Source organism: Pseudomonas sp. LBUM1671 (genome assembly GCF_059695685.1).
Genome location: NZ_CP166782.1, coordinates 5,910,087 through 5,932,931 on the forward strand (window position 1 = coordinate 5,910,087; position 22,845 = coordinate 5,932,931).

Below are 22,845 nucleotides of genomic sequence, written 5' to 3' on the forward strand. Positions count from 1 at the left end.
AACGCTGAAAGGTCAATACGAGCAAAATGATACTACTTAGGCGCAAGCTCCCTCAGGTGGCGTGCGACTGCAATCCATGCACCGATATACCCCAACAGCACCGCGCCAAGCAAGAGAGACAGACCATCGGCCACTGGCACTCCGGCCAATGCGAAATCACTGCCGTACAAACCGGCCAGCCCGACGACCGCGTCGTTCAGCCAATCAAGGCCAAACGCCAATACGCCCCATGAAAGAATCCCCGCACCGAAGCCGTAAAGCGCACCCATATAAAGAAAGGGCCTGCGCACATAGCTGTCCGTGCCGCCGACGAGTTTAATCACTTCTATCTCTGTGCGGCGGTTTTCAATATGAAGACGAATGGTATTGCCTATCACCAAAAGTAATGCAGAAACCAGAAGCACGGTCAGACCGAAGACAAAACGGTCACCCAGCTTGAGGATCGCTGCCAGACGCTCGACCCAGACTAGATCAAGTTGCGCCTGTTGTACCTTCGGCAACTCGGAAAGTTTTTGTCGTAATGCTTCAAGCGCGGGCTTGTCGACCTCGTTCGGCGTTACCAGAACAACGCCAGGCAGCGGGTTTTCCGGCAATTCCTTGAGCGCCTCGCCCAGGCCGGACTGTTGCTGGAACTCTTCCAGCGCCTGATCACGACCGACATATTCCGCATCTGCCACACCAGGCATGCCTTTGATCTGCTCGCGCAACGATTCGCCTTCAGCAGGGCTGGCCTCGAGTTGCAGGTACAGGGAAATCTGCGCCGCTCGCTGCCAGGAGCCGCCCAGACGCTCGACGTTACTTAGCAAAAGTGACAGGCCCATCGGCAAACTCAGGGCAACCGCCATCACCATGCAGGTGAAAAAGCTGCCGATCGGCTGCTTGCCCAATCGACGCAGGCTGTCCAGCAAACTGGCGCGATGACTTTCAACCCAGGCGCGGAACAGCGTGGCGAAATCCGGGCCGTCGTCATCGTCGCGTTTTTTCTTCTGCGGTTGCGGATCGGCGGCTTTCGGCGCCACACGCTCGGAAACCTTGGGGCTGCGTGTCGCACTCATACGCCCGCCTCCCCGTCGCCGATCAATCGGCCGCGTTGCAGGGTCAGCATGCGATGACGCATGCGGGCAATCAGCGCCAGGTCGTGACTGGCGATCAACACGCTGGTGCCCAGACGGTTGATGTCTTCGAACACGCCCATGATCTCGGCCGCCAGGCGCGGGTCGAGGTTACCGGTCGGTTCGTCCGCCAGCAGCAAGGCCGGACGATGGACGATGGCGCGGGCGATGCCGACGCGCTGTTGCTGACCGGTGGACAGGTCGCCGGGGTACAGATCGGTTTTATCCGACAGCGCCACGCGCTCAAGTGCCGAATCCACGCGCTTGACGATCTCGGCCTTCGACAGACCGAGGATCTGTAGGGGCAGCGCAACGTTGTTGAACACCGTGCGATCGAACAGCAACTGGTGATTCTGGAACACCACCCCGATCTGCCGGCGCAAGTAAGGAATCTGCGCGTTGCTGATGGTGGCGAGGTCCTGGCCGGCCAGCAGCAATTTGCCGGTGGTCGGACGCTCCATCGCCAGCAGTAGCCGCAACAAGGTGCTTTTACCGGCGCCGGAATGGCCGGTCACAAACAAAAACTCCCCCCGACGGACTCGAAAACTCAGCTCATGCAAGCCGACGTGACCGTTCGGGTAGCGTTTACCGACCTGTTCGAAACGAATCATGAACGCTCCCGCTCGGCAAACAGTGCCTGGACAAAGGGTTCTGCTTCAAAAGTACGCAAGTCGTCGATGCCTTCACCGACGCCGATGTAGCGAATCGGCAAACCAAACTGCTTGGCCAGGGCGAAAATCACCCCGCCCTTGGCGGTGCCGTCGAGCTTGGTCAGCGCCAGGCCGGTCAGTTCGACGGTCTGGTTGAATTGCTTGGCCTGACTGATGGCGTTCTGGCCAGTACCGGCGTCGAGCACCAAGAGCACTTCGTGCGGCGCGTCGGCGTCGAGTTTGCTGATGACCCGGCGAACCTTCTTCAGCTCTTCCATCAAGTTGTCTTTGGTGTGCAGACGACCGGCGGTGTCGGCGATCAGCACGTCAATGCCACGAGCCTTGGCGGCTTGCACTGCATCGAAGATAACCGAAGCCGAGTCGGCGCCGGTGTGCTGGGCGATGACCGGGATCTTGTTGCGCTCGCCCCAGACTTGCAATTGCTCGACGGCGGCGGCGCGGAAGGTATCACCGGCCGCGAGCATGACTTTCTTGCCCTCGAGTTGCAGCTTCTTCGCCAATTTGCCGATGGTGGTGGTTTTGCCAGCGCCGTTGACGCCGACCACCAAAATCACGAAAGGCTTGTTCTGCGAGGTGATTTTCAGCGGCTGCTCGACAGGCTTGAGCATCGCGGCGAGTTCAGCCTGCAGGGATTTGTACAGCGCGTCGGCATCGGCCAGTTCTTTGCGCGCGACCTTCTGGGTCAGGCGCTGAATGATCACCGAGGTCGCCTCGACGCCAACGTCGGCGGTCAGCAGACGGGTTTCGATGTCTTCGAGCAACTCGTCATCGATGATTTTCTTGCCAAGGAACAGGCTGGCCATGCCTTCGCCGATGCTGGCGCTGGTCTTGGACAGGCCTTGCTTGAGGCGAGCGAAGAAACCGGCTTTGGTTTCTTCGGTGCGCGGCGGCTCGGCCGGGGCTTCGACGGGAACGGCGGGCGCGGCGGGCGCGGCGACTACCGGGGCAATCACGGGGGCAGGCGCAGGCGCTTCAACCACAGGAGCGACGAACGCAGGAATCACCGGTTCTGGAGCTACCGGCTCAGGTTCGGCCACGACAACTGGCGCAACGACAGGCTCGATAACCGGCGCCTGAACAGGCTCTGGCGCAAAGGCCGTCGGGGCAGGAATCGGCGGCGTCACATGCGGCGCCAGTGCATCTTCGACCAAGGCCACCGGCTCTTCCGCCACCGGCAACGTCAACCACGGCTCTGGAGCGGGTGCCAGCGGCTGCTCGGCAATCACTTCAGGTTCAGCGACCGGTTGCAACACCGGCTCGGCCATCGGCAGGACAACCGGCACCGGCTCTTCTTCTATTACCGGCGCAGGTGTTGGCTCAGGCAGTGGTTGTGGCTGTTCGACGACGGGTTCCTGCGGCTTTTTGCGCAGCCATCCGAACAGGCTTTTCTTCTCGCCAGCCGCAGCTGGGGTCTTCTTGTCGTCGTTGGAACCAAACATGGAGGACGGCTATCTCACGGTAGCGACGCGCCTAAGGGCGCCCCGGCAAATAAATATTCGATGCAGAACAGACTGCGATTGACCCAGCTTGTTCACGCGCAACATTTTGTCGAGGTGCAAACTGCACCTCAAAGGTTGACTAATACGAAGGACTGGAACGGCATCGTCGGCGAAAACGCAGAGTTTAGCTGACAAACTCAAAGCTTCCGCAGGTAACCCATGCAACCTTCCGGCCGATCAAAGGCCTGATAGGCGTGGCCGCCAGTAAAACGGACCAGTATCCTAGCACCCTCTCGCCCGCCGACGCTAAGACCTAGCGGGCAGTCCCAAAGGTTTAAAAACGAATGAATGCTTTAGCCCGCCGCGCTGCAGGCCTGCTGCTCAGCACAGTTTGTCTGCCCCTCTCGGCCCTGGCTGCCGATCCACAACCCACCCACGAATTCACTCTGGATAACGGCCTGAAGGTCGTTGTGCGCGAAGACCATCGCGCGCCAGTGGTGGTTTCCCAAGTCTGGTACAAGGTCGGCTCAAGTTACGAGACGCCGGGCCAGACCGGTTTGTCCCACGCCCTGGAGCACATGATGTTCAAGGGCAGCGAGAAAGTCGGCCCGGGTGAAGCTTCGCTGATCCTGCGCGACCTCGGCGCCGAAGAAAACGCGTTCACCAGCGATGACTTCACTGCTTATTACCAAGTGCTGGCCCGCGACCGCCTCGGCGTGGCCTTCGAGCTGGAAGCCGACCGCATGGCCAGCCTGCGTCTGCCGGCCGACGAGTTCGCCCGTGAGATCGAAGTCATTAAAGAAGAACGTCGACTGCGCACCGACGACAAGCCGATGTCCAAGGCCTACGAGCGCTTCAAGGCCATGGCTTACCCGGCCAGCGGTTACCACACGCCGACCATCGGCTGGATGGCTGACCTGGACCGCATGAAAGTCGAAGAGCTGCGCCACTGGTACCAATCCTGGTACGTGCCGAACAACGCCACGCTGGTGGTGGTCGGCGACGTGACCCCGGACGAGGTCAAAACCCTGGCCCAGCGTTATTTCGGTCCGATTGCCAAACGCGACGTGCCACCGGCGAAAATCCCTGTGGAACTGGCCGAGCCCGGCGAACGCCAGATCACTCTGCACGTGCAGACCCAACTGCCGAGCCTGATGCTGGGCTTCAACGTGCCGAGCATCGCCACCGCTGAAGACAAACGCTCGGTCAACGCCTTGCGCCTGATCTCGGCCCTGCTCGACGGTGGCTACAGCGGACGCATCCCGACGCAACTGGAACGCGGCGAAGAGCTGGTGTCCGGCGGTTCGTCGAGTTACGACGCCTACACCCGCGGCGACAGCCTGTTCACCCTGTCGGCCACGCCGAACATCCAGAAAAAGAAAACCATGGCCCAGACCGAAGCGGGCCTGTGGAAGTTGCTCGAACAGCTGAAAACCACCGCGCCGTCCGCCGAAGAACTGGAACGCGTCCGCGCCCAGGTCATCGCTGGCCTGGTCTACGAGCGTGACTCGATCACCAGCCAGGCCACCTCCATCGGCCAACTGGAAACCGTCGGCCTGTCCTGGAAGCTCATGGACACCGAACTCGCCGACCTCGAAAGCGTGACACCGGAAGATATCCAGAAAGCCGCCAAGCTGTATTTCACCCGCGAACGTCTCAGCGTCGCCCATGTACTGCCACTGGAGACGACTCATGAGTGAGCGTAAAAAACCCCGTCTGGCCCTGATCGGCCTGATTGCAGCCGTGCTGATTGGCTCCGCTGCGTTTTATCTGTCGAAAAGCGATGACACCAAGGCCAGCGAAGCGCTCGACAAGGCCAAGGCCAGCCAGAAGCTGCAATCGCTGACCGAACTCGACGGCAAGGCGCCGAGCCACCGTTCGCTCGACGTCCAGACCTGGAACACCGCCGAAGGCGCCAAGGTGATGTTCGTCGAAGCCCGTGAGCTGCCGATGTTCGACCTGCGCCTGATCTTCGCCGCCGGCAGTAGCCAGGACGGCAACGCGCCCGGTCTCGCGATGCTGACCAACGCGATGCTCAACGAAGGGGTGGCCGGTAAAGATGTCGGCGCCATCGCTCAGGGCTTCGAAGGCCTGGGCGCAGATTTTGGCAACGGCGCGTTCAAGGACATGGCACTGGCTTCCCTGCGCAGCCTCAGCGCCGCGGACAAGCGCGAACCTGCGCTGAAGCTGTTCTCTGAAGTCGTCGGCAAGCCGACCTTCCCTGCCGACTCCTTTGCGCGCATCAAGAATCAGATGCTCGCCGGTTTCGAATACCAGAAGCAGAACCCCGGCAAACTGGCGAGCCTGGAGCTGATGAACCGCTTGTACGGCGATCACCCCTATGCACACTCCAGCGACGGCACGGCGAAAACCGTTCCGGCGATTACTGCGGCGCAACTCAAGGCGTTCCACGAGAAAGCTTACGCAGGTGGCAATGTGGTGATTGCGCTGGTGGGTGACTTGTCCCGCGCTGAAGCCGAAGCGATTGCCGCGCAAGTCTCCAGCGCGCTGCCAAAAGGCCCGGCTTTACCGAAAATCCCGCAGCCTGAAGAACCGAAAGCCAGCATCGGGCACATCGAGTTCCCGTCCAAGCAAACCAACCTGATGCTCTCGCAACTGGGCATCGACCGTGACGATCCAGACTACGCGGCACTGTCCATGGGCAACCAGATCCTCGGCGGCGGTGGTTTTGGCACTCGCTTGATGAGCGAAGTGCGCGAGAAGCGTGGCCTGGCATACGGCGTGTATTCGGGCTTCACCCCGATGCAGGCGCGCGGCCCGTTCATGATCAACTTGCAAACCCGCGCCGAGATGAGCGAAGGCACGCTGAAACTGGTGCAGGACGTCCTCGCCGACTACCTTAAAACCGGCCCGACCGAGAAAGAACTCGACGATGCCAAGCGTGAACTGGCCGGCAGCTTCCCGTTGTCCACCGCCAGCAACGCCGATATCGTTGGGCAACTGGGCGCGATGGGTTTCTACAACCTGCCGCTGAGTTATCTCGATGACTTCATGCGTGAGTCGCAGAGCCTGACCGTCGAACAAGTCAAAGTTGCACTGAACAAACACCTGAGCACGGACAAAATGGTCATCGTCAGCGCTGGCCCGACCGTGCCGCAAAAGCCGTTACCGGCCCCAACTGATAAACCTGCCGAGCAGCCGCTCGGGGTTCCGGAGCATTAATGGCCACTCGTCCTAAAAAACCCGTTCACAACGTACACAACGGCGTGAACCAACTGCGCATCATCGGTGGCGAATGGGGCAGCCGCAAGCTCAGCTTCCCGGACGCCCCGGGTCTGCGCCCGACCCCGGACCGGGTGCGTGAAACCCTGTTCAACTGGCTCGCGCCGTACGTGGCCGGAGCCAAAGTGTTTGACCCGTTCGCCGGCAGCGGCGCGTTGTTCCTCGAGGCCATGTCCCGTGGCGCCGCGATGGGTCAGGCGCTGGACGCCAGCAACATCGCGGTCGCCAGCATCAAGGAACACCTGGGAACACTGCGCTGCACCACCGGCCAGATCCAGACCGCCGATGCGCTGCGCTATCTGGAAACCCAGACCGCGACCGCTTACGACTTGGTGTTCCTCGACCCGCCGTTCAACCAGGATCTGTTGCCGACCGTGTGCACGCTGCTTGAAGAGCGTCAGTGGCTGGCCAATGAAGCCTGGATCTACACTGAAAGCGAAAACGCGCCGTCGAGCCTTGGCTTGCCGGGCAACTGGCGCCTGCACCGGGAGCAGAAATCCGGGCGGGTGTATTACGCATTGTGGCAACGTATGGCAGAGATCGCCGGTTAATCGACCGGCCTGAAAAAGGTGCGCACCGGTTGCGCACCGCTGCATCGAGAGCAATCGTGTCCTTTCCGTCAGAACGCTTCACCCCCGCCTTCGGCCTCGGCAACCCGCACCTGCAAACCTTGTGGGGACCGCTGTGGCGCAAAACCACGCACATCGAACGCGAGCGCGAGCGCTTGTGGCTTGAGGATGGCGACTTTCTCGACTTGGACTGGCACGGCCCACACACCGTCGATGCGCCGCTTGTGCTGGTGCTGCACGGGCTGACCGGTTCTTCAAATTCGCCTTACGTGGCCGGGGTGCAGAAAGCGCTCGGTGCCCAGGGTTGGGCCAGCGTCGCATTGAACTGGCGTGGCTGTTCGGGCGAGCCGAATCTGTTGGCACGCAGCTACCATTCCGGTGCCAGTGAAGACTTGGCCGAAGCCATCAAACACCTGCGGGCCAAGCGCCCTCTCGCCCCGCTCTATGCGGTCGGCTATTCCCTGGGCGGCAATGTCTTGCTCAAGCATTTGGGCGAAACCGGCAGTGACAGCGGCGTGTCGGGTGCCGTGGCGGTGTCGGTGCCCTTTCGTCTCGATCATTGCGCCGATCGCATCGGCCAGGGTTTCTCCAAGGTGTATCAGGCGCATTTCATGCGCGAGATGGTCGCCTACATCAAGAACAAGCAGCGCCAGTTCCAGCATGACGGGCGCGAAGACGGACTGGCGGCATTGGCGGCGCTGGGCTCGCTGGAGAACATGCGCACGTTCTGGGACTTCGATGGCCGGGTCACGGCGCCGCTCAATGGTTTTGTCGATGCCGAGGATTACTATCGCCGCGCTTCGAGCCGGTACTTCCTTGGAGAGATTCGCACGCCAACCCTGATCATCCAGGCGGCCGACGATCCTTTTGTGTTCCCCCATAGTCTGCCGCAAGCGTCGGAATTGTCCGCCTCCACTCAATTCGAGCTGCAAGCCAAAGGCGGGCATGTCGGTTTTGTCGATGGCTCGTTCCGGCAACCGGGTTATTACCTGGAACGGCGGATTCCGCAGTGGCTGAGCGCCGTGGGTCGCGGGTAAGCCATGGACGCCGATCAGGGCGAGTCGATCCGTTTCTGGCAAACGGCGCCGTTGGCCGGCGTCGAGTTATTGTCCGCACGCTACATCGAACATCGCTTCGCGCCCCATGTGCATGACGGTTATGTGATCGGCATGATCATGGCCGGCGCCCAGCGTTATCGCTATCGCTATCGCGGCGCCGAACACCTGGCCGGCAGCGGCACGCTGGTGTTGATCAACCCCGATGAACTGCACACCGGCCACAAAGGCACGGAGGATGGCTGGTTGTACCGGGCGTTTTACCCGGACAGCGAGCAGATTCTCTCGCTGCTGGACGAACTGGAGTTACCGACCACCAACCTGCCGGGGTTTGGCGCAACGCTGTATCGCGATCCGGACCTGGTGAAGGGTTTCTGCCAATTGCATCGCTTGCTGGAAAGTCCATCCACGGCCCTGCAACAGCAAACGGTCTGGCGCGAGATGATGCTGTTGCTGCTGCAACGTCATGCGGCCGTGCCGGTTGCCGGCAAACCCGGCAAGGAACACCGGGCAGTGACGCTGGCCAAGGACCTGCTGCAAGCGCAATTAGCTGCGCCGCCTTCGCTGGAAGAACTGGCGGCAGCGGTCAACCTGTCACCGTTCCACTTCGCCCGGGTGTTCCGCCACGCCACGGGCATGCCACCGCACACCTGGCTGATGCAGCAACGCATCGCGCGCGCGCGGGTGTTATTACAGAATGGGTGTTTGCCGCTGGAGGTTGCGACGCAGCTGGGATTTGCCGACCAGAGTCATCTGAGTCGGCAGTTCAAGCAGGTTTACGGGGTGGGGCCGGGGGCGTATCGCAGTGCCCGGCTGTTCTGAAATCTCGAAACAACCCCAATACCCTGTGGGAGCGAGCCTGCTCGCGATAGCGGTTTAACATTCGACATCTCTGCCGCCTGATCCACCGCTATCGCGAGCAGGCTCGCTCCCACAGAGTTTTGTGTTTATTCGCCGGTTGCGATGCCGTGCGCAGGATCGTTGATCCACTCGCTCCACGACCCGGCGTACAACGAACCCAACGGATAACCCGCGAGGCACAGTGCAAACAGGTTATGGCAAGCCGTCACGCCGGATCCGCAATACGCCACCAGATCGCTCGGCGAGCGATTCCCCAGTTTCGCGGCAAACCGCTGCTTGAGCTGATCCGCCGGCAAGAAACGCCCGTCGCTACCCAGGTTCTCGGTGAACGCCGCACATTGCGCGCCGGGAATGTGCCCGGCAATCGGGTCGATCGGCTCGACTTCGCCCTTGAAACGCGGCAATGTCCGGGCATCGAGCAAGGTCAGCGCCGGTTGGCCGAGACGTTGTTGAAGCTCTTCAGCACTCACGATCAGCGCATTGTCCGGCGTCCCGTTGAAGGTGCCACGCTCGATATCACAAGCATCCAGACTCAGCGGCAAACCCGCCGCGTGCCAGGCCTTGAGCCCGCCATCGAGGATGAACACTCCGTCACGCTTGCCCAGCCAGGCCAGCAACCACCAGGCCCGCGCTGCGTAGGCACCGGGGCCGTCATCGTACAAAACCACTTCACTGTCGGCGTTGATGCCCCAGGCTTGCAGGCGCTCGATCAAGTCTTCAGGTTCAGGCAGCGGATGGCGCCCGGTCACGCCCTTGACCACTGTCCCACTCAAATCACGCTCAAGATCGGCAAAGCTCGACCCGGCGATATGCCCTTCGGCATAGCTGCGCTGGCCGTAGTCCGGGTCTTCGAGGGCAAAACGACAATCCAGAATGACCAGCCCAGGCTGCTCCTTTCTCAGGTCCAACGCTTGCGGGCTGATCAGTTGCGCAATGGGCATAACAGGCTCCTGTGATTAAGTCGGTCTTGAATCCTACTGCACTTCTTCCAGCGCTTGGGCCAGTGGCACGTAAAACTCTTCATACAACGCGTTGACCGCGTCGCGTGACTGGTCCGTGACGAAACCGGCCTCAAGCACCAGCACCTGATACACCCCACGTTTAATCGCCTGCTCGCTCAGGTGATTGGAGTTTTCCCGCGTGGTGCACAGAAAACGCACCCAGGACGTCAGGATAATCCAGGCATTGAGCGTCAGGGATTCGATCTGGACCTTGTCCATTTGCAAGATGCCGGCGTCGACGAAGGCCGCGTAGATGTGGGTGCCATGGATCAGGCAGCGCTGGGAGAAACGCCGATAACGGGCGGCCAGTTCTGGATCGCTGTCGAGCAAATGCTCAAGATCTCGATGCAAAAACCGGTAGCGCCACATCGCCGCCAGCAGTTCCTGGAGGTAGAAGCGCTTGTCTTCCACCGTGGACGCGCGGCCCTGGGGCGGGCGCAGGAAGCTGTCCACCAGGCTTTCGTACTCACTGAACAGCACGGCGATAATCGCCTGCTTGTTGGGGAAGTGGTAGTACAGGTTGCCCGGAGAAATCTCCATGTGGGCAGCAATGTGGTTGGTGCTGATGCTGCGCTCGCCCTGTTGATTAAACAGCTCCAGGCTGTTCTGCACGATGCGCTCGCTGGTTTTGATCCGAGGGGCCATGGCTTGAGCTTTAATTCAGAGTGCGTTGGCGGGCATCTTACGACCTATCGGCGAGTGGATAAAACCATGCTGTACTCAGGATGCCATTTGACTTTCTAGAGCATAGACTCTAAAAAGTGCCTCATTACAACAAAAACCGGAGCCGATCATGACCGCTGACATCGCGTACCTGCAGAACCTGCAACAGCCTCTGGACGAGCTCCAGGCCCTGTTCGATGCGCAGCGTACGGCGTATGCAGCCAACCCGATGCCGCCGGCCGCCCAGCGCCAGCAATGGCTCAAAGCCCTGCGGGATCTGCTGAGCAATGAACGCCAGGCCTTGATCGATGCCATCAGCCAGGACTTCAGCCACCGCAGCGCCGATGAAACCCTGCTCGCCGAACTGATGCCCAGCCTGCACGGTATCCATTACGCCAGTCAGCACCTCAAAGGCTGGATGAAAGCGTCGCGGCGCAAGGTCGGCATCGCGTTTCAGCCGGCGTCGGCCAAAGTGGTTTACCAACCGCTGGGTGTGGTCGGCGTGATCGTGCCCTGGAACTACCCGCTGTATTTGGCCATAGGGCCGTTGGTGGGTGCATTGTCGGCGGGCAATCGGGTAATGCTCAAACTCAGTGAGTCGACCCCTGCCACCGGTTTGCTGCTCAAGGAGTTGCTCGGCCGGATCTTCCCGCAAGACCTGGTCTGCGTGGTGCTGGGCGAGGCGGATATCGGTGTCGCATTCTCCCGACTGCGTTTCGATCACCTGCTGTTCACCGGCGCCACCAGCATTGGCAAACACGTGATGCGCGCGGCGGCTGAAAACCTGACCCCGGTGACCCTTGAGCTGGGCGGCAAATCCCCGGCCATCGTGTCCCTCGACGTGCCGCTCAAGGACGCCGCCGAGCGCATCGCTTTCGGCAAGACCCTCAATGCCGGACAAACCTGCGTGGCCCCGGACTACGTGCTGGTGCCGGAAGATCGCGTGGGTGCTTTCGTCGAAGCCTATCGGCACGCGGTTCGCGGGTTTTATCCGACACTGGCCGACAACCCGGACTACACCGCGATCATCAATGACCGACAACTGGCGCGGCTCAATGGCTACGTCAGCGACGCCACCAGCAAGGGTGCGCTGCTGATTCCGTTGTTCGATCAGGGCCAGGGACGGCGCATGAGCCATAGCCTGCTGCTCAACGTCAGCGACGACATGACCGTGATGCAGGACGAAATCTTTGGCCCGCTGCTGCCGATCGTGCCGTACAAGACGCTTGATGAGGCGTTTGCCTACATCAATCAGCGACCTCGTCCGCTGGCGCTGTATTACTTCGGCTACGACAAGCGCGAACAAAACCGCGTCCTCCACGAAACCCATTCCGGCGGTGTTTGCCTCAACGACACCTTGCTGCACGTGGCGCAGGACGACATGCCGTTCGGCGGCATCGGCGCCTCGGGCATGGGCCACTACCACGGCCACGAAGGCTTCTTGACCTTCAGCAAGGCCAAAGGCGTGCTGATCAAGCAACGCTTCAACGCGGCGAAACTGATTTACCCGCCGTACGGAAAAGCCATTCAGAAACTGATCCAGAAACTGTTTATCCGCTAACGATCACGCCGCCGGGTAATAACAATAATGAGCCCAAGCCTGTCCGATACACCCGCGCTGTCTCGGCGCGGCCTGCTTAAATTCAGCCTCGGCGCGAGCGCTTTCCTGGCCACCGCCGGATTGGGCGCGAGCCTCAGCGGTTGCTCATCGAGCATCCCGGCCAGTGGTTTCGCGATTTTGCGCAGCGGTGACCTGCTGTTTCTGCGGGCGCTGATCCCGGTGATGATCGAGGGCGCCGTGGCTGCCGAGAAGATGCCGAAGGCCGTCGATGAAACCCTGCACTGCCTGGATAACGGTCTGAATCACCTGTCGCCGGAAATGCTCAAGCTCACTCAGCAATTGTTCGACGTGCTGGGGATGGCAGTGACCCGCGGACCACTGACCGGGATCTGGGGCAGTTGGGAAAACGCCAGCGCCGATGAGATCCGGCACTTTCTCGATCGCTGGGAAAACAGTTCGTTGAGCCTGTTGCGCATGGGGCATAGCTCATTGCTGCAACTGGTGATGATGGCGTGGTACAGCCGCGCGGAATCGTGGGTGCATTGCGGGTATCCCGGACCGCCTACAGTTTGAGACCGAGGCGCCCCCTTCGCGGGCAAGCCACGCTCCCACAGGATTTGAGGTGGACCACCTTTTTGTGAACGACTCGGAACCTGTGGGAGCGGGCTTGCTCGCGAAGACGTCAGCCGCCTCACCACCGCATCCAAACCCATAACAGCAAGAGAACCCGAAGATGCCCGTACCCGACCCGTTCCGCGAAGGCATGGCCCGTGGCTGGAAAACCTACAACGGCTCGCAACTGACCCAGGACCTGACCCTCGAAGCGGACGTGGCGATCATCGGCAGCGGCGCGGGCGGCGGGACCACCGCGGAAATCCTCAGCGCCGCGGGCTACAAGGTTCTGCTGATCGAAGAAGGTCCGCTCAAGACCAGCAGCGACTTCAAGATGCTCGAAGACCAGGCTTACACCAACCTCTATCAGGAAGGCATCGGCCGCATGAGCAAGGACGGCGCGATCACCATCCTCCAGGGCCGCGCGGTAGGCGGCACGACGTTGATCAACTGGACATCAAGCTTTCGCACCCCCGCCCCGACGCTTGAGCATTGGGCCAAGGAGCATGACGTCAAAGGCCACAGCCCGGCCGAGATGGCGCCGTGGTTCGAGAAAATGGAACAACGCCTGGGCGTTGCGCCGTGGATGGTTCCGCCCAACGCCAACAACGACGTGATCCGCAAAGGCTGCGAACAACTCGGATACGCCTGGCATGTGATCCCGCGCAACGTGCGCGGTTGCTGGAACCTTGGCTATTGCGGCATGGGCTGCCCGACCAACGCCAAGCAATCGATGATGGTCACGACCATTCCCGCGACCCTGGAAAAAGGCGGCGAGCTGCTCTATCTGGCCCGCGCCGAAAAGCTCTCGATCAAGGACGGCCAGGTCACGGGCCTGCAATGCATGGCGATGGACGACCGTTGCGTCGCGCCTACCGGACGTACGATTACGGTCAAGGCGCGGCATTACGTGCTGGCGGGCGGCGGGATCAACAGCCCGGCGCTGCTCCTGCGCTCGGAAGCGCCCGATCCGCACAAACGGTTGGGCAAACGCACGTTCCTGCATTTGGTGAACATGTCTGCCGGGCTGTTCGACGAGGTGATCAATCCGTTCTACGGTGCGCCGCAGTCGATCTATTCCGACCATTTCCAATGGCAGGACGGCACCACCGGCAAGATGTCCTACAAACTCGAAGTCCCGCCGCTGCACCCGGCGCTGGCCGCCACTTTGCTCGGTGGTTTCGGCAAGGAAAACGCCGCGCACATGGAAAACCTGCCCCACACCCACGCGATGCTGGCGCTGTTACGCGATGGTTTTCATCCGGACAGTCCCGGCGGCACCGTCGAATTACGCGGCGACAACACGCCGGTGCTCGACTATCAGGTTTCACCCTATGCCTGGGACGGCTTGCGCCGGGCCTTCCACAGCATGGCCGAAATCCAGTTCGCCGGCGGCGCCAACGCGGTGATGCCGATGCACGCTGACGCGCGCTATGTGAAAACCCTGTCCGAAGCGCGCGCGATGATCGACGGTTTGAGCCTTGAGTTGTATCGCACCCGCCTGGGCAGCGCTCATGTGATGGGCGGTTGCGCCATGGGCGAGGACCCGAAAAACGCCGTGACCGACAGCCTCGGCCGGCACCACCAGATCAGCAATCTGTCGATCCACGACGGCTCGCTGTTCCCCACCAGCATTGGCGCAAACCCGCAATTGTCGGTCTACGGGCTGACGGCGCAACTGGCGACTTCCCTCGCCGAACGTTTGAAAAACCCATGAAAACCGAGAATATTCCAATCGTCTATAGTGCTTTCTTACCCAACAGGCGACTTGGCCGACCGGGAAGGCTGCGATACCATCCGACTCCCCAACGGACTCCCGCCAGGACGACGCGATGAACCGAGTGTTGTACCCAGGTACCTTCGACCCTATTACCAAGGGCCATGGCGACTTGGTCGAACGCGCCGCGCGCCTGTTCGATCATGTGATCATCGCCGTCGCTGCCAGCCCGAAGAAAAACCCGTTGTTTCCCCTGGAACAACGAGTGGCGCTGGCCCGCGAGGTCACTAAACATCTGCCGAACGTTGAAGTCGTCGGCTTCTCGACGTTGCTGGCGCACTTTGCCAAAGAGAAGAACGCCAACGTGTTCCTGCGTGGCTTGCGCGCGGTGTCGGACTTCGAATACGAATTCCAGCTGGCCAACATGAACCGCCAACTGGCGCCGGATGTGGAAAGTCTGTTTCTTACTCCGTCCGAGCGTTATTCGTTCATTTCCTCGACGCTGGTCCGTGAAATCGCAGCGTTGGGCGGCGATATCACCAAGTTCGTCCACCCTGCGGTGGCGGATGCCCTCACCGAACGCTTCAAGAAGTAACGACCGCTCAAGCGGCGCCCGCGTGCACTGTGGGCGCCAATGCGGCACAATTGCGCGCATTGGTTTATTGCGCCCGGGCCTTGCGCCCCGGCTGGAGTTAGCATGTCCCTGATCATCACCGACGATTGCATCAACTGCGACGTCTGCGAACCCGAGTGCCCGAACGCCGCCATTTCCCAAGGCGAAGAGATCTACGTGATTGACCCGAACCTGTGCACGCAGTGTGTCGGCCACTACGACGAGCCTCAGTGCCAGCAAGTGTGCCCGGTGGATTGCATTCCACTGGATGAAGCACATCCGGAGACTGAAGAGCAGTTGATGGCCAAGTATCGGGTTATTACCGGGAAGGCTTGATTCAGAGTTCTGTAGCGTCTGTTTGGCCCCCTTCGCGAGCAAGCCCGCTCCCACATTAAACCGAGTCCCTTCAGTGGAACGCGGTTGAATTTGGGAGCGGGCTTGCTCGCGAAGGGGCCATCAACCACACCGAAGATTCAACTGATTCACTCCCGCTGCTCAAACCCCTCCCCGATACACCCCAGGCACCTTACAAACGCAGCCCTCGCCGGATCAACCACCAACGCCTGCCCCGCATCGCCAACTCCGCCACCCAGCGCGGTAAACGGCAACGACACCACAAACGCCCCGGCACCGATCACCGTCGCCACGACCAGCAAGGGTCGGGCGATCAATAAGTCGCCGAGCATGGCGTAGGCCGGGGGATTCTGGATGGTATAGCGCGGGTCACCGCTGCCGCTACTTGCCGCCAGCGCGGGCGCACCGACGCTCAGCAGCAGCGCAAAAACAAGGGTTCGAAACGAATTCATGACACGATCCTTCGGCTAGGCAGTGAGAACACTGACTATAGACCGTAGGTCGTATCAGCTCTGGCAGCGTGGGCAAAAGACGCTGGCGCGCTGCCCCAGTTTCACTTCCCGCAGCTCGGTGCCACAGACTTTGCACGGTTGACTGCCACGTCCGTAGACGAACAATTCCTGCTGGAAATACCCCGGCTGACCGTCGCCGCCGATAAAGTCCCGCAACGTCGTGCCGCCACGCTCAATGGCGGCAGCCAGAATGCGTTTGATCTCGATCGCCAGTTTCAAATAGCGCGCTCGGGAAATGCTCTTGGCTTCACGACGCGGGTCGATGCTGGCGGCGAACAGCGCTTCGGTCGCATAAATATTGCCGACGCCGACCACCACCGCGTTATCCATGATGAACGGCTTGACCGCCATGGATCGTCCGCGAGACTGCTGGAACAAGCGATCGCCATCAAACAGGTCGGTCAACGGCTCCGGCCCCAGGCGAATCAGCAGTTCATGGTTGAGCGGATCGAGGCTCCAAAGCATCGCGCCGAACCGACGCGGGTCGGTATAACGCAGGGCCAGCCCGGACTCGAGTTCGATGTCCACGTGCTCATGCTTGGCCGCCGGCATACCGACTTCTACCAGTCGCAGATTGCCCGACATGCCCAAATGGCTGATCAGCGTGCCGACTTCGGCATTGATCAACAGGTACTTGGCCCGCCGTTCCACCAGCACGATGCGCTGACCGGACAGGCGCACATCGAGGTCTTCAGGAATCGGCCAGCGCAAGCGGCGGTCACGCACGATTACCCGGCTGACGCGCTGGCCTTCCAGGTGCGGCGCAATCCCGCGGCGGGTGGTTTCGACTTCCGGCAGTTCAGGCATGGTGTTCTCGAATCAGGGCTCTCGAATAAATGAAGCAGTCGATGCTCAGCGGTGAGCGCCGAGGTCGCGAATCGTTTGCTTGAGGGTCTCGAAGTCGTAGTCCGAAAGGCCGACATAATCGAGCACCAGATGCCCGATGCAGTTCCATTCGTGGTCTTCGGTCTGATTACCCAGCACCCGGTAAGACGCACAAATGTGCTCGGCCATTTTCAGGATCGCCAGCAGGTTCTTGAGCTGGGCATTGCGCGAAGACTCATCGCTGAAGATCGCCAGGGCGTTGTGGTGATTGGCGATCGCGGCGGTCACATGCTCCGGCAGGCGCCAAGACTTGGCCGTGTAATAACCGACCACCGCGTGGTTGGTGTTGAACACCCGGTTCTCGGTGTCGACCACCCGGCATTCGGCACTGGCGTTGGCGTAGGCCTCTTCCAGGACGGTCATGTAATTGGGGAAACGCTGCAACATCAGCGGCACGCCGCAGTCGTGGAACAGCCCCAGCGCGTAGGCTTCATCGCCGGCCTGGGCGCCGATGCGCTTGGCCAGGGTCAGGCAGGTCATCGCCACGTCCTGAGCGGTATCCCAGAACCGGTTCAGGGTGACGATGGTGTCGTCATTCATCTCGCCCTTGATCGACTGCGCGTTGATCAGGTTGATGATCGAACGGCTGCCCAGCAGGTTCACCGCGCGCTGGATCGAGGCGATCTTGTTACTCAAGCCGTAATACGGTGAGTTGACGATCTTCAGCAAGGCGCCAGAGAGCCCCGGGTCCTGGGAGATCAGCTTCGCGATCACTTCCAGGTCCGGGTCGGGCATGTACTGCTCCATCTGCAAATCCACCATGATTTGCGGCTGGGCAGGCACGCTGATGCCTTGCAGGGACTGTTGAATCTGTTCGGAAGTCAGCTCTTGGGACATAAGTACACACTCTGGGCCAGGGGGCGATTCTAACCTTTATAAAGTTGGATCCGACACACTGGCCGACACATTGGCGAAAGTTTCATCGTTGGCGCTGCATTCAAAATCGCCTTCGCGAGCAGGCTCGCTCCAGGTCATGCGCTAACCCTGTGGGAGCGGGCTTGCTCGCGAAGGCGTCATCAGCGTTTCATCGCCCACCCAGCCCGCCACAACTCTCAACACGCTATACTCCCGCTCTTTTTTCCGGAGCGACGTCATGTCCCTGCCTAGCCTGCGCCTCAAAGCCAACGCCGACCGTCGCCTGCGAAACGGCCACTTGTGGGTCTACAGCAACGAAATCGATGTAGCGGCGACCCCTTTGCACGGTTTTCAAGCCGGCGACCAGGCGATCCTCGAAGCCGCCGGCGGCAAGACGCTGGGCATCGTGGCCATGAGCCCGAACAACTTGATTTGCGCCCGCCTGCTGTCGCGCGACATCAAGTTGCCGCTGGACAAGTCGCTGCTGGTCCATCGCCTGAACGTTGCGCTGTCCCTGCGCGATCGGCTGTTCGACAAGCCGTTCTATCGCCTGGTCTACGGCGACTCCGACCTGCTGCCAGGTCTGGTGGTCGATCGTTTCGGCGACATCCTTGTGGTGCAGATCGCGTCGGCGACCATGGAAGCCCATAAAGAAGACGTGATCGCCGCACTGACCCAAGTGCTCAAGCCAAGCGGCATTCTGTTCAAGAATGATTCCGCCGCCCGTGACGCCGAAGGCCTCAACCGTTATGTCGAAACCGTGTTCGGCCTGGTGCCGGAATGGGTCGCGCTGGAAGAGAACGGCGTGAAATTCGAAGCCCCGGTCATCCAGGGTCAGAAAACCGGCTGGTTCTACGACCACCGCATGAACCGCGCGCGCCTGGCCCCTTATGCCAAAGGCAAACGCGTGCTGGATCTGTACAGCTACATCGGCGGCTGGGGTGTGCAAGCGGCCGCGTTCGGTGCCAGTGAAGTGTTCTGCGTCGATGCCTCGGCCTTCGCCCTCGATGGCGTCGAGCGCAACGCCGCGCTGAACGGTTTCGCCGAGAAAATGACCTGCATCGAAGGCGACGTGTTCGAAGCCCTAAAAGAGCTGAAAGCCAGCGAAGAACGCTTTGACGTGATCGTTGCCGACCCGCCCGCCTTCATTAAACGCAAGAAAGACATGAAGAACGGTGAAGGCGCCTACCGCCGCCTGAACGAGCAAGCCATGCGCCTGCTCAGCAAGGACGGCATCCTGGTCAGTGCATCGTGCTCGATGCACCTGCCGGAAGACGATCTGCAGAACATTCTGCTGACCAGCGCTCGTCATCTGGACCGCAACATCCAGATGCTCGAGCGCGGCGGTCAGGGCCCGGATCACCCGGTTCACCCGGCCATTGCCGAAACCCGCTACATCAAGAGCATCACCTGCCGGTTGCTGCCAAACAGCTGATGACACCGGTTTGACGGGGAGCCAGCCGGCTCCCCGTTTTATTATCTGTTACTGACCCACCCTCAAACTTCCTACACTTTCGATCCTACAAACTTGCAGGACGTTTCTCTGCGTCTTTAACTTTAAAGAATACGACTGACAAAACTTGTTCACAACCTTGATCATTCCGACAAAATTACTGGAAGTTTCCTACCCAATATCGCCTTGATAAGCGCTCATAACGCTCTATCATTAAGCGTGTCACAACGAAGTGACACTCACTTTCAATTACAAGGAGTTCCAAATGAAAGCAATTACTCTGGAAGTTAACAGCATCGCCAACCTGGCTTTTCTGGTTGCCCCTAAAACCCGCTAAGTAAATGAGACGCTGGGGAGTGCCGGCTACCCAGCGTTTTCCATGGCCTTGCCCAGAGCGAAACGCCCATCATGCAGATCAGCCCTCACTTATTCATACTTCCTCGTACGCCCGGCCAAATAGTTTGGGATTACAAGAATCACAAGCAGTTTGAACTGAACCTCAAATATTCCACCCGCCTGGCAGTACTTGTCGACAACCCGGAAAAGTTCAACGAACGTAATACAATCGACACCCAACTACTGAACGCCGGAATACTGACAACAGTAACAACAGACAGTATTGAATGGGGCTGGGACGAACTCTCGAAAATATTTCATATCGGCACCAAGAACATCCCTTGCGAACACATCCCGCAAAATATTAATGAGTGGTCAAAACAATACCTTGATCATTGCACCGACGTGCTGAGCACACCCTCGCCGAAAGCCAGGCGCTCGGAACGCCTGGGAGGTGAGTTGATTGCCCTGCCAAAACCTTCCTGCCTGCCGGAAGGCTCCCTGGCAAATGCCTTGGTCAATCGCAAAACCTGCCGCACGTTTACCGGTGAAGCGGTTTCCCTCGAAGCAGTGAGTACATTGCTGTACCTGTCCCTCGGCTATCTGCATGAGCGCGAAAACGACATCGACGAAAGCATCGTCGAAGGTCTCGGCGCACGACGAAGCAGCCCGTCCGGTGGCGGACTGAATGCCTGCGAAGGCTTTCTCCTGGCGCAAAACGTCAGCGACCTGCAACCCGGCCTCTACGCCTACCACCCCGCCGGGCACGCACTGAGTTTCGTCAATCCGCTGCCCGCAGAGCCTTTGGGGCAATTGATGTGCGGGCAACACTTCATCAATAACCTGCCCGCAGGCCTGTTCATCACCAGTCGATTCGACAAGCTGTGGTGGAAGTACGAGCACTCACGGGCCTACCGAATGGCCTACGTCGAAGCCGGCCACATTTCTCAGACCTTTCAACTGGCGGCCACTTCGCTGGGGTTGAACACCTGGCTGACCGGCGCCTTGACCGATGATCGGGTCGAAGCGCTGTTGGGACTTGAAGACAGTGCAGAGCAACCACTGTTTTTTGTCGGCTGCGGCCAGAGCGACGGGCAAGTGATGTGCAAGGAGTTGAAAGCGCTGCTGAGCGATCGGGAGCAGGAACAATGACCGAGCCCCTCAACGACCCTGCGTCCTACCCCGCCTCATGGGCCAATCGTTTCACGCTTGGAGACTGGAATACCCGGGCCTCGGTGCGCATCAGCGACCACGCCTATCAACTGCCCTCGGACCTGGGACGGCAACTGGAAACCCGCCACTGGTTTCCGCCATCCTTTTTGCCTTACCTGAAACACCCGGCGGTCAAAGCGGCCGGCAGTTCGATTGTTCATCGCCTGACCGCCAATCATCTGGTGTATTTCCTCGACTACACCACCCTGCTCGAACACCGCATCGTCAACCGATCCGTGGAAACCATCGTCCACAACGAACTGGGCATTTCCATCCCCCCTCGGATGAAAACCGCCGCGCTGCAGCTTTACACCGACGAGGCTTATCACGCGCTGTTCTCCAACACCCTCGCCGAGCAGATTGCCGACATTTACGGCATGACTGATCGCCCCGTCATGCCCCAGCGGATTGCCCGGCTGAACGCCCTGATCGACCGCACACCGGACAAGCACAAGGCACTGGCGTGGTTTCTCGTCGGCTTCGTCTCGGAAACGATTATTGCCAAGGAACTGCTCGACGTTTGCCGCGACACATTGGTCAGTAGCGTTCAGGAAATGCTTCGGGACCACCTTGCCGACGAGGCACGGCACAGTCGCTACTTTTGCGAAGTATTCCATTATCTGTGGTTGCAACTGAGCTGCGGCCAACGCACGTTCACTGCCAGGCTGCTCCTGGAAATCCTGCTGGTTTTCTTTGAAGTCGATGAACGCTGGCTTGGCGAAAGCCTGTGCAGCGCCAGCCTGAGCGAAACGTCTGTCGCGCAAATCCTTTGTGATCTGACCGGCCCGCAAGCACAGCGCCTGCGCGCCCGATCGGGTGCAAGTGCCACGCTGGACGCCATGAAAAAAGCGGGCTTCTTCGATCTGCCTGCCAATCGGCAACTTTTCTACAGGGCAGGGCTTCTCGATGAATGACAGAAACCGTGTAGCCCGTGTCGCACAACATCGTGTCATGGTCATTCTGTTGATGACCATGACACTGCTTGGCGTTTTCCCCCTGGATGTGGTGCTTCCGTCCTTTCCCGATCTTTCCGACTACTTTCGGACCTCGCCGTCCGATATCGCCCTGTCCGTCAGCCTGTTCGCCATTGGCCTGGCGTTGTCCGTGGTGCTGGTCGGACCGCTGTCAGACTTGTGGGGGCGCAAGAAGCTGCTACTGGCCGGTATCGCAATCGCGGTGATCGGTGCGGCGGGGTGCGTGGCGTCCCGCGAGTACAGCTGGTTTCTGTTCTTTCGGGTGATCCAGGCAGTGGGTTGCGGATCGTTCGTCCTGTCACAGGCACTGGTTCAGGATCTGTTCGTTGGCAAGGAACAGGAGCGAATCAGAATCTGGATGGTGACCGGCGGCGGGGTGTTCATTTCGATTTCGCCGCTGCTGGGGACGTGGTTGCAATTGCAGTTGGGCTGGCAGGGCAGCTTTTATGTATTTATCACCCTGGCTGTCATTGTCTGGCTTAAAGCCTTTTTCCTGCTCAGGGAAAACTCGCACCTGCACAACCCGACACCTGAACGATTTTTCAGTGCCTATTGGCGGGTGTGCTCGGATGTTCGTTTCATGGGTTACTGGTTGATTTCAGCCTTGGCCTTCGCCTGCCACTTCTCGTTCATCGTCACTTCACCGATCATTTTCATGGAGCGGCTGGCGCTTTCACCTTACGAGTTTGCCTGGGCGTTGCTGCTGTATGGCGTGGCCTATGTGTTTGGAGGGATTGTCGCCAGCGCCCTGCATCGGCGGCTGCAGGCCAACACGCAGATAGTCATTGGCCTGGGACTGATCGCTTTGTCCGGGCTGGTCATGCTGTGGTTGGCGGAACAGTTCGGGCTCACTGCGGCGGTGGTGCTGATACCCATGCTGATTTGTACGGCAGGCACCACCATTGCCAGACCCATCGCCAACTCCAAAGCCATGAGTCTCTACCCACAGAATGCCGGAACCTCTACATCGGTCGGCGGCGTGTTGATTTTCATGTCCGGCGGCGTGATCAGCGTGGTGATCAACCTCGCCTCCGAAGATTTGACCACAGCGCTGGCCCTGTGCTTCCTGACTTTGAGTGCCACGGGTCTCGGCTTGAATGTATTGATTACACGACGGCATCTGGCGCTGAACCCGGGCTGAAACCTG

General features: G+C 60.1%; 22 protein-coding genes. 14 read left to right on the top strand and 8 right to left on the bottom strand.

Going from position 1 to position 22,845, the window contains the following annotated elements; all coding sequences use genetic code 11:
- Positions 1–32: 32 nt before the first annotated feature.
- The 3 genes from ftsX to ftsY are packed head-to-tail and all read right to left on the bottom strand — an operon-like array spanning position 33 to position 3,222.
- Entirely contained in the window at positions 33–1,055 is a 1,023-nt protein-coding gene (gene ftsX / locus ACA060_RS27375) for a permease-like cell division protein FtsX (RefSeq protein ID WP_497314288.1), read from the bottom strand.
- On the bottom strand, positions 1,052–1,723 hold the full coding sequence (ftsE, locus tag ACA060_RS27380) for a cell division ATP-binding protein FtsE (protein WP_010466809.1): 672 nt from the start codon (positions 1,721–1,723) through the stop codon (positions 1,052–1,054). Before ftsE ends, ftsX begins: the two co-directional genes overlap by 4 nt.
- Positions 1,720–3,222 (bottom strand): signal recognition particle-docking protein FtsY, encoded by a 1,503-nt coding sequence (gene ftsY / locus ACA060_RS27385; RefSeq protein ID WP_497314290.1) that lies wholly within the window; start codon positions 3,220–3,222, stop codon positions 1,720–1,722. The genes ftsE and ftsY overlap by 4 nt, the downstream gene beginning before the upstream one ends.
- 344 nt (positions 3,223–3,566) lie before the next feature.
- On the opposite strand from ftsY, the gene ACA060_RS27390 reads away from it, so the two are divergent.
- The 5 genes from ACA060_RS27390 to ACA060_RS27410 are packed head-to-tail and all read left to right on the top strand — an operon-like array spanning position 3,567 to position 8,911.
- Complete coding sequence (locus tag ACA060_RS27390; protein ID WP_109635615.1) at positions 3,567–4,922, top strand: M16 family metallopeptidase; 1,356 nt, start codon at positions 3,567–3,569, stop codon at positions 4,920–4,922.
- Positions 4,915–6,405, top strand: coding sequence for a M16 family metallopeptidase (locus tag ACA060_RS27395; RefSeq protein ID WP_497314292.1), 1,491 nt, complete (start codon positions 4,915–4,917; stop codon positions 6,403–6,405). Before ACA060_RS27390 ends, ACA060_RS27395 begins: the two co-directional genes overlap by 8 nt.
- On the top strand, positions 6,405–7,016 hold the full coding sequence (gene rsmD, locus ACA060_RS27400) for a 16S rRNA (guanine(966)-N(2))-methyltransferase RsmD (RefSeq protein ID WP_497314294.1): 612 nt from the start codon (positions 6,405–6,407) through the stop codon (positions 7,014–7,016). The genes ACA060_RS27395 and rsmD overlap by 1 nt, the downstream gene beginning before the upstream one ends.
- A 56-nt stretch (positions 7,017–7,072) precedes the next feature.
- The gene (locus ACA060_RS27405; protein ID WP_497314296.1) at positions 7,073–8,071 is read left to right on the top strand and encodes a hydrolase; all 999 of its coding nucleotides are present in this window, start codon (positions 7,073–7,075) and stop codon (positions 8,069–8,071) included.
- Between the two features lie 3 nt (positions 8,072–8,074).
- Positions 8,075–8,911, top strand: a complete 837-nt coding sequence (locus ACA060_RS27410; protein WP_497314298.1) for an AraC family transcriptional regulator — start codon at positions 8,075–8,077, stop codon at positions 8,909–8,911.
- A 125-nt stretch (positions 8,912–9,036) separates the two neighbouring features.
- Here the strand turns inward: ACA060_RS27410 and ACA060_RS27415 are convergent, their stop codons facing one another.
- Both ACA060_RS27415 and ACA060_RS27420 read right to left on the bottom strand, forming a co-directional pair.
- Positions 9,037–9,891, bottom strand: a complete 855-nt coding sequence (locus ACA060_RS27415; protein ID WP_497314300.1) for a sulfurtransferase — start codon at positions 9,889–9,891, stop codon at positions 9,037–9,039.
- 33 nt (positions 9,892–9,924) lie between these two features.
- Positions 9,925–10,596 (bottom strand): TetR/AcrR family transcriptional regulator, encoded by a 672-nt coding sequence (locus ACA060_RS27420; RefSeq protein WP_109635625.1) that lies wholly within the window; start codon positions 10,594–10,596, stop codon positions 9,925–9,927.
- A gap of 148 nt (positions 10,597–10,744) precedes the next feature.
- Here ACA060_RS27420 and ACA060_RS27425 point away from each other — a divergent pair, with 148 nt between their 5' ends.
- The 5 genes from ACA060_RS27425 (at position 10,745) to ACA060_RS27445 (ending at position 15,453) form a co-directional block, all read left to right on the top strand.
- On the top strand, positions 10,745–12,175 hold the full coding sequence (locus ACA060_RS27425; protein WP_497314302.1) for a coniferyl aldehyde dehydrogenase: 1,431 nt from the start codon (positions 10,745–10,747) through the stop codon (positions 12,173–12,175).
- A 27-nt stretch (positions 12,176–12,202) separates the two neighbouring features.
- Positions 12,203–12,748 (top strand): twin-arginine translocation pathway signal protein, encoded by a 546-nt coding sequence (locus ACA060_RS27430; protein ID WP_497314304.1) that lies wholly within the window; start codon positions 12,203–12,205, stop codon positions 12,746–12,748.
- Positions 12,749–12,908: 160 nt separating this feature from the next.
- The gene (locus tag ACA060_RS27435) at positions 12,909–14,504 is read left to right on the top strand and encodes a GMC family oxidoreductase (RefSeq protein WP_497314306.1); all 1,596 of its coding nucleotides are present in this window, start codon (positions 12,909–12,911) and stop codon (positions 14,502–14,504) included.
- A 115-nt stretch (positions 14,505–14,619) separates the two neighbouring features.
- Positions 14,620–15,099, top strand: coding sequence for a pantetheine-phosphate adenylyltransferase (gene coaD, locus ACA060_RS27440; RefSeq protein WP_109635631.1), 480 nt, complete (start codon positions 14,620–14,622; stop codon positions 15,097–15,099).
- Between the two features lie 102 nt (positions 15,100–15,201).
- Positions 15,202–15,453 (top strand): YfhL family 4Fe-4S dicluster ferredoxin, encoded by a 252-nt coding sequence (locus ACA060_RS27445; RefSeq protein ID WP_048722619.1) that lies wholly within the window; start codon positions 15,202–15,204, stop codon positions 15,451–15,453.
- Positions 15,454–15,599: 146 nt separating this feature from the next.
- Here ACA060_RS27445 and ACA060_RS27450 read toward each other — a convergent pair whose 3' ends face one another.
- Genes ACA060_RS27450 through ACA060_RS27460 form a run of 3 tightly spaced genes read right to left on the bottom strand, consistent with a single transcriptional unit; the run spans position 15,600 to position 17,651 of the window.
- The gene (locus ACA060_RS27450) at positions 15,600–15,923 is read right to left on the bottom strand and encodes a multidrug transporter (RefSeq protein ID WP_109635633.1); all 324 of its coding nucleotides are present in this window, start codon (positions 15,921–15,923) and stop codon (positions 15,600–15,602) included.
- A gap of 54 nt (positions 15,924–15,977) precedes the next feature.
- Positions 15,978–16,790: a bifunctional DNA-formamidopyrimidine glycosylase/DNA-(apurinic or apyrimidinic site) lyase gene (mutM, locus tag ACA060_RS27455; protein WP_497314307.1), complete on the bottom strand. Its 813-nt coding sequence runs from the start codon at positions 16,788–16,790 to the stop codon at positions 15,978–15,980.
- A gap of 45 nt (positions 16,791–16,835) precedes the next feature.
- A complete protein-coding gene (locus tag ACA060_RS27460) occupies positions 16,836–17,651 on the bottom strand; it encodes an HDOD domain-containing protein (RefSeq protein ID WP_497318365.1) in 816 nt (271 codons plus the stop codon).
- Positions 17,652–17,961: 310 nt separating this feature from the next.
- Here ACA060_RS27460 and ACA060_RS27465 point away from each other — a divergent pair, with 310 nt between their 5' ends.
- The 4 genes from ACA060_RS27465 to ACA060_RS27480 all read left to right on the top strand — a co-directional run bounded on the left by ACA060_RS27465 (position 17,962) and on the right by ACA060_RS27480 (position 22,839).
- A complete protein-coding gene (locus ACA060_RS27465) occupies positions 17,962–19,158 on the top strand; it encodes a class I SAM-dependent rRNA methyltransferase (protein ID WP_003195152.1) in 1,197 nt (398 codons plus the stop codon).
- A 426-nt stretch (positions 19,159–19,584) separates the two neighbouring features.
- Entirely contained in the window at positions 19,585–20,664 is a 1,080-nt protein-coding gene (locus ACA060_RS27470; protein WP_497314309.1) for a SagB family peptide dehydrogenase, read from the top strand.
- On the top strand, positions 20,661–21,638 hold the full coding sequence (locus tag ACA060_RS27475; protein WP_109635638.1) for a diiron oxygenase: 978 nt from the start codon (positions 20,661–20,663) through the stop codon (positions 21,636–21,638). The genes ACA060_RS27470 and ACA060_RS27475 overlap by 4 nt, the downstream gene beginning before the upstream one ends.
- The gene (locus tag ACA060_RS27480; protein ID WP_497314311.1) at positions 21,631–22,839 is read left to right on the top strand and encodes a multidrug effflux MFS transporter; all 1,209 of its coding nucleotides are present in this window, start codon (positions 21,631–21,633) and stop codon (positions 22,837–22,839) included. The genes ACA060_RS27475 and ACA060_RS27480 overlap by 8 nt, the downstream gene beginning before the upstream one ends.
- Positions 22,840–22,845: the final 6 nt, after the last annotated feature.

Bases quoted from the DNA above. Each gene is read 5' to 3' on its own strand.
- ACA060_RS27420 (WP_109635625.1), bottom strand. From the start codon at position 10,596: ATGGCCCCTCGGATCAAAACCAGCGAGCGCATCGTGCAGAACAGCCTG.
- ACA060_RS27425 (WP_497314302.1), top strand. From the start codon at position 10,745: ATGACCGCTGACATCGCGTACCTGCAGAACCTGCAACAGCCTCTGGAC.
- rsmD (WP_497314294.1), top strand. From the start codon at position 6,405: ATGGCCACTCGTCCTAAAAAACCCGTTCACAACGTACACAACGGCGTG.
- ACA060_RS27410 (WP_497314298.1), top strand. From the start codon at position 8,075: ATGGACGCCGATCAGGGCGAGTCGATCCGTTTCTGGCAAACGGCGCCG.
- ACA060_RS27430 (WP_497314304.1), top strand. From the start codon at position 12,203: ATGAGCCCAAGCCTGTCCGATACACCCGCGCTGTCTCGGCGCGGCCTG.
- ACA060_RS27450 (WP_109635633.1), bottom strand. From the start codon at position 15,923: ATGAATTCGTTTCGAACCCTTGTTTTTGCGCTGCTGCTGAGCGTCGGT.
- ACA060_RS27470 (WP_497314309.1), top strand. From the start codon at position 19,585: ATGCAGATCAGCCCTCACTTATTCATACTTCCTCGTACGCCCGGCCAA.
- ACA060_RS27395 (WP_497314292.1), top strand. From the start codon at position 4,915: ATGAGTGAGCGTAAAAAACCCCGTCTGGCCCTGATCGGCCTGATTGCA.
- ACA060_RS27435 (WP_497314306.1), top strand. From the start codon at position 12,909: ATGCCCGTACCCGACCCGTTCCGCGAAGGCATGGCCCGTGGCTGGAAA.
- ACA060_RS27415 (WP_497314300.1), bottom strand. From the start codon at position 9,891: ATGCCCATTGCGCAACTGATCAGCCCGCAAGCGTTGGACCTGAGAAAG.
- ACA060_RS27480 (WP_497314311.1), top strand. From the start codon at position 21,631: ATGAATGACAGAAACCGTGTAGCCCGTGTCGCACAACATCGTGTCATG.
- ACA060_RS27475 (WP_109635638.1), top strand. From the start codon at position 20,661: ATGACCGAGCCCCTCAACGACCCTGCGTCCTACCCCGCCTCATGGGCC.
- coaD (WP_109635631.1), top strand. From the start codon at position 14,620: ATGAACCGAGTGTTGTACCCAGGTACCTTCGACCCTATTACCAAGGGC.
- ACA060_RS27390 (WP_109635615.1), top strand. From the start codon at position 3,567: ATGAATGCTTTAGCCCGCCGCGCTGCAGGCCTGCTGCTCAGCACAGTT.
- ftsX (WP_497314288.1), bottom strand. From the start codon at position 1,055: ATGAGTGCGACACGCAGCCCCAAGGTTTCCGAGCGTGTGGCGCCGAAA.
- ftsE (WP_010466809.1), bottom strand. From the start codon at position 1,723: ATGATTCGTTTCGAACAGGTCGGTAAACGCTACCCGAACGGTCACGTC.
- ftsY (WP_497314290.1), bottom strand. From the start codon at position 3,222: ATGTTTGGTTCCAACGACGACAAGAAGACCCCAGCTGCGGCTGGCGAG.
- ACA060_RS27465 (WP_003195152.1), top strand. From the start codon at position 17,962: ATGTCCCTGCCTAGCCTGCGCCTCAAAGCCAACGCCGACCGTCGCCTG.
- mutM (WP_497314307.1), bottom strand. From the start codon at position 16,790: ATGCCTGAACTGCCGGAAGTCGAAACCACCCGCCGCGGGATTGCGCCG.
- ACA060_RS27445 (WP_048722619.1), top strand. From the start codon at position 15,202: ATGTCCCTGATCATCACCGACGATTGCATCAACTGCGACGTCTGCGAA.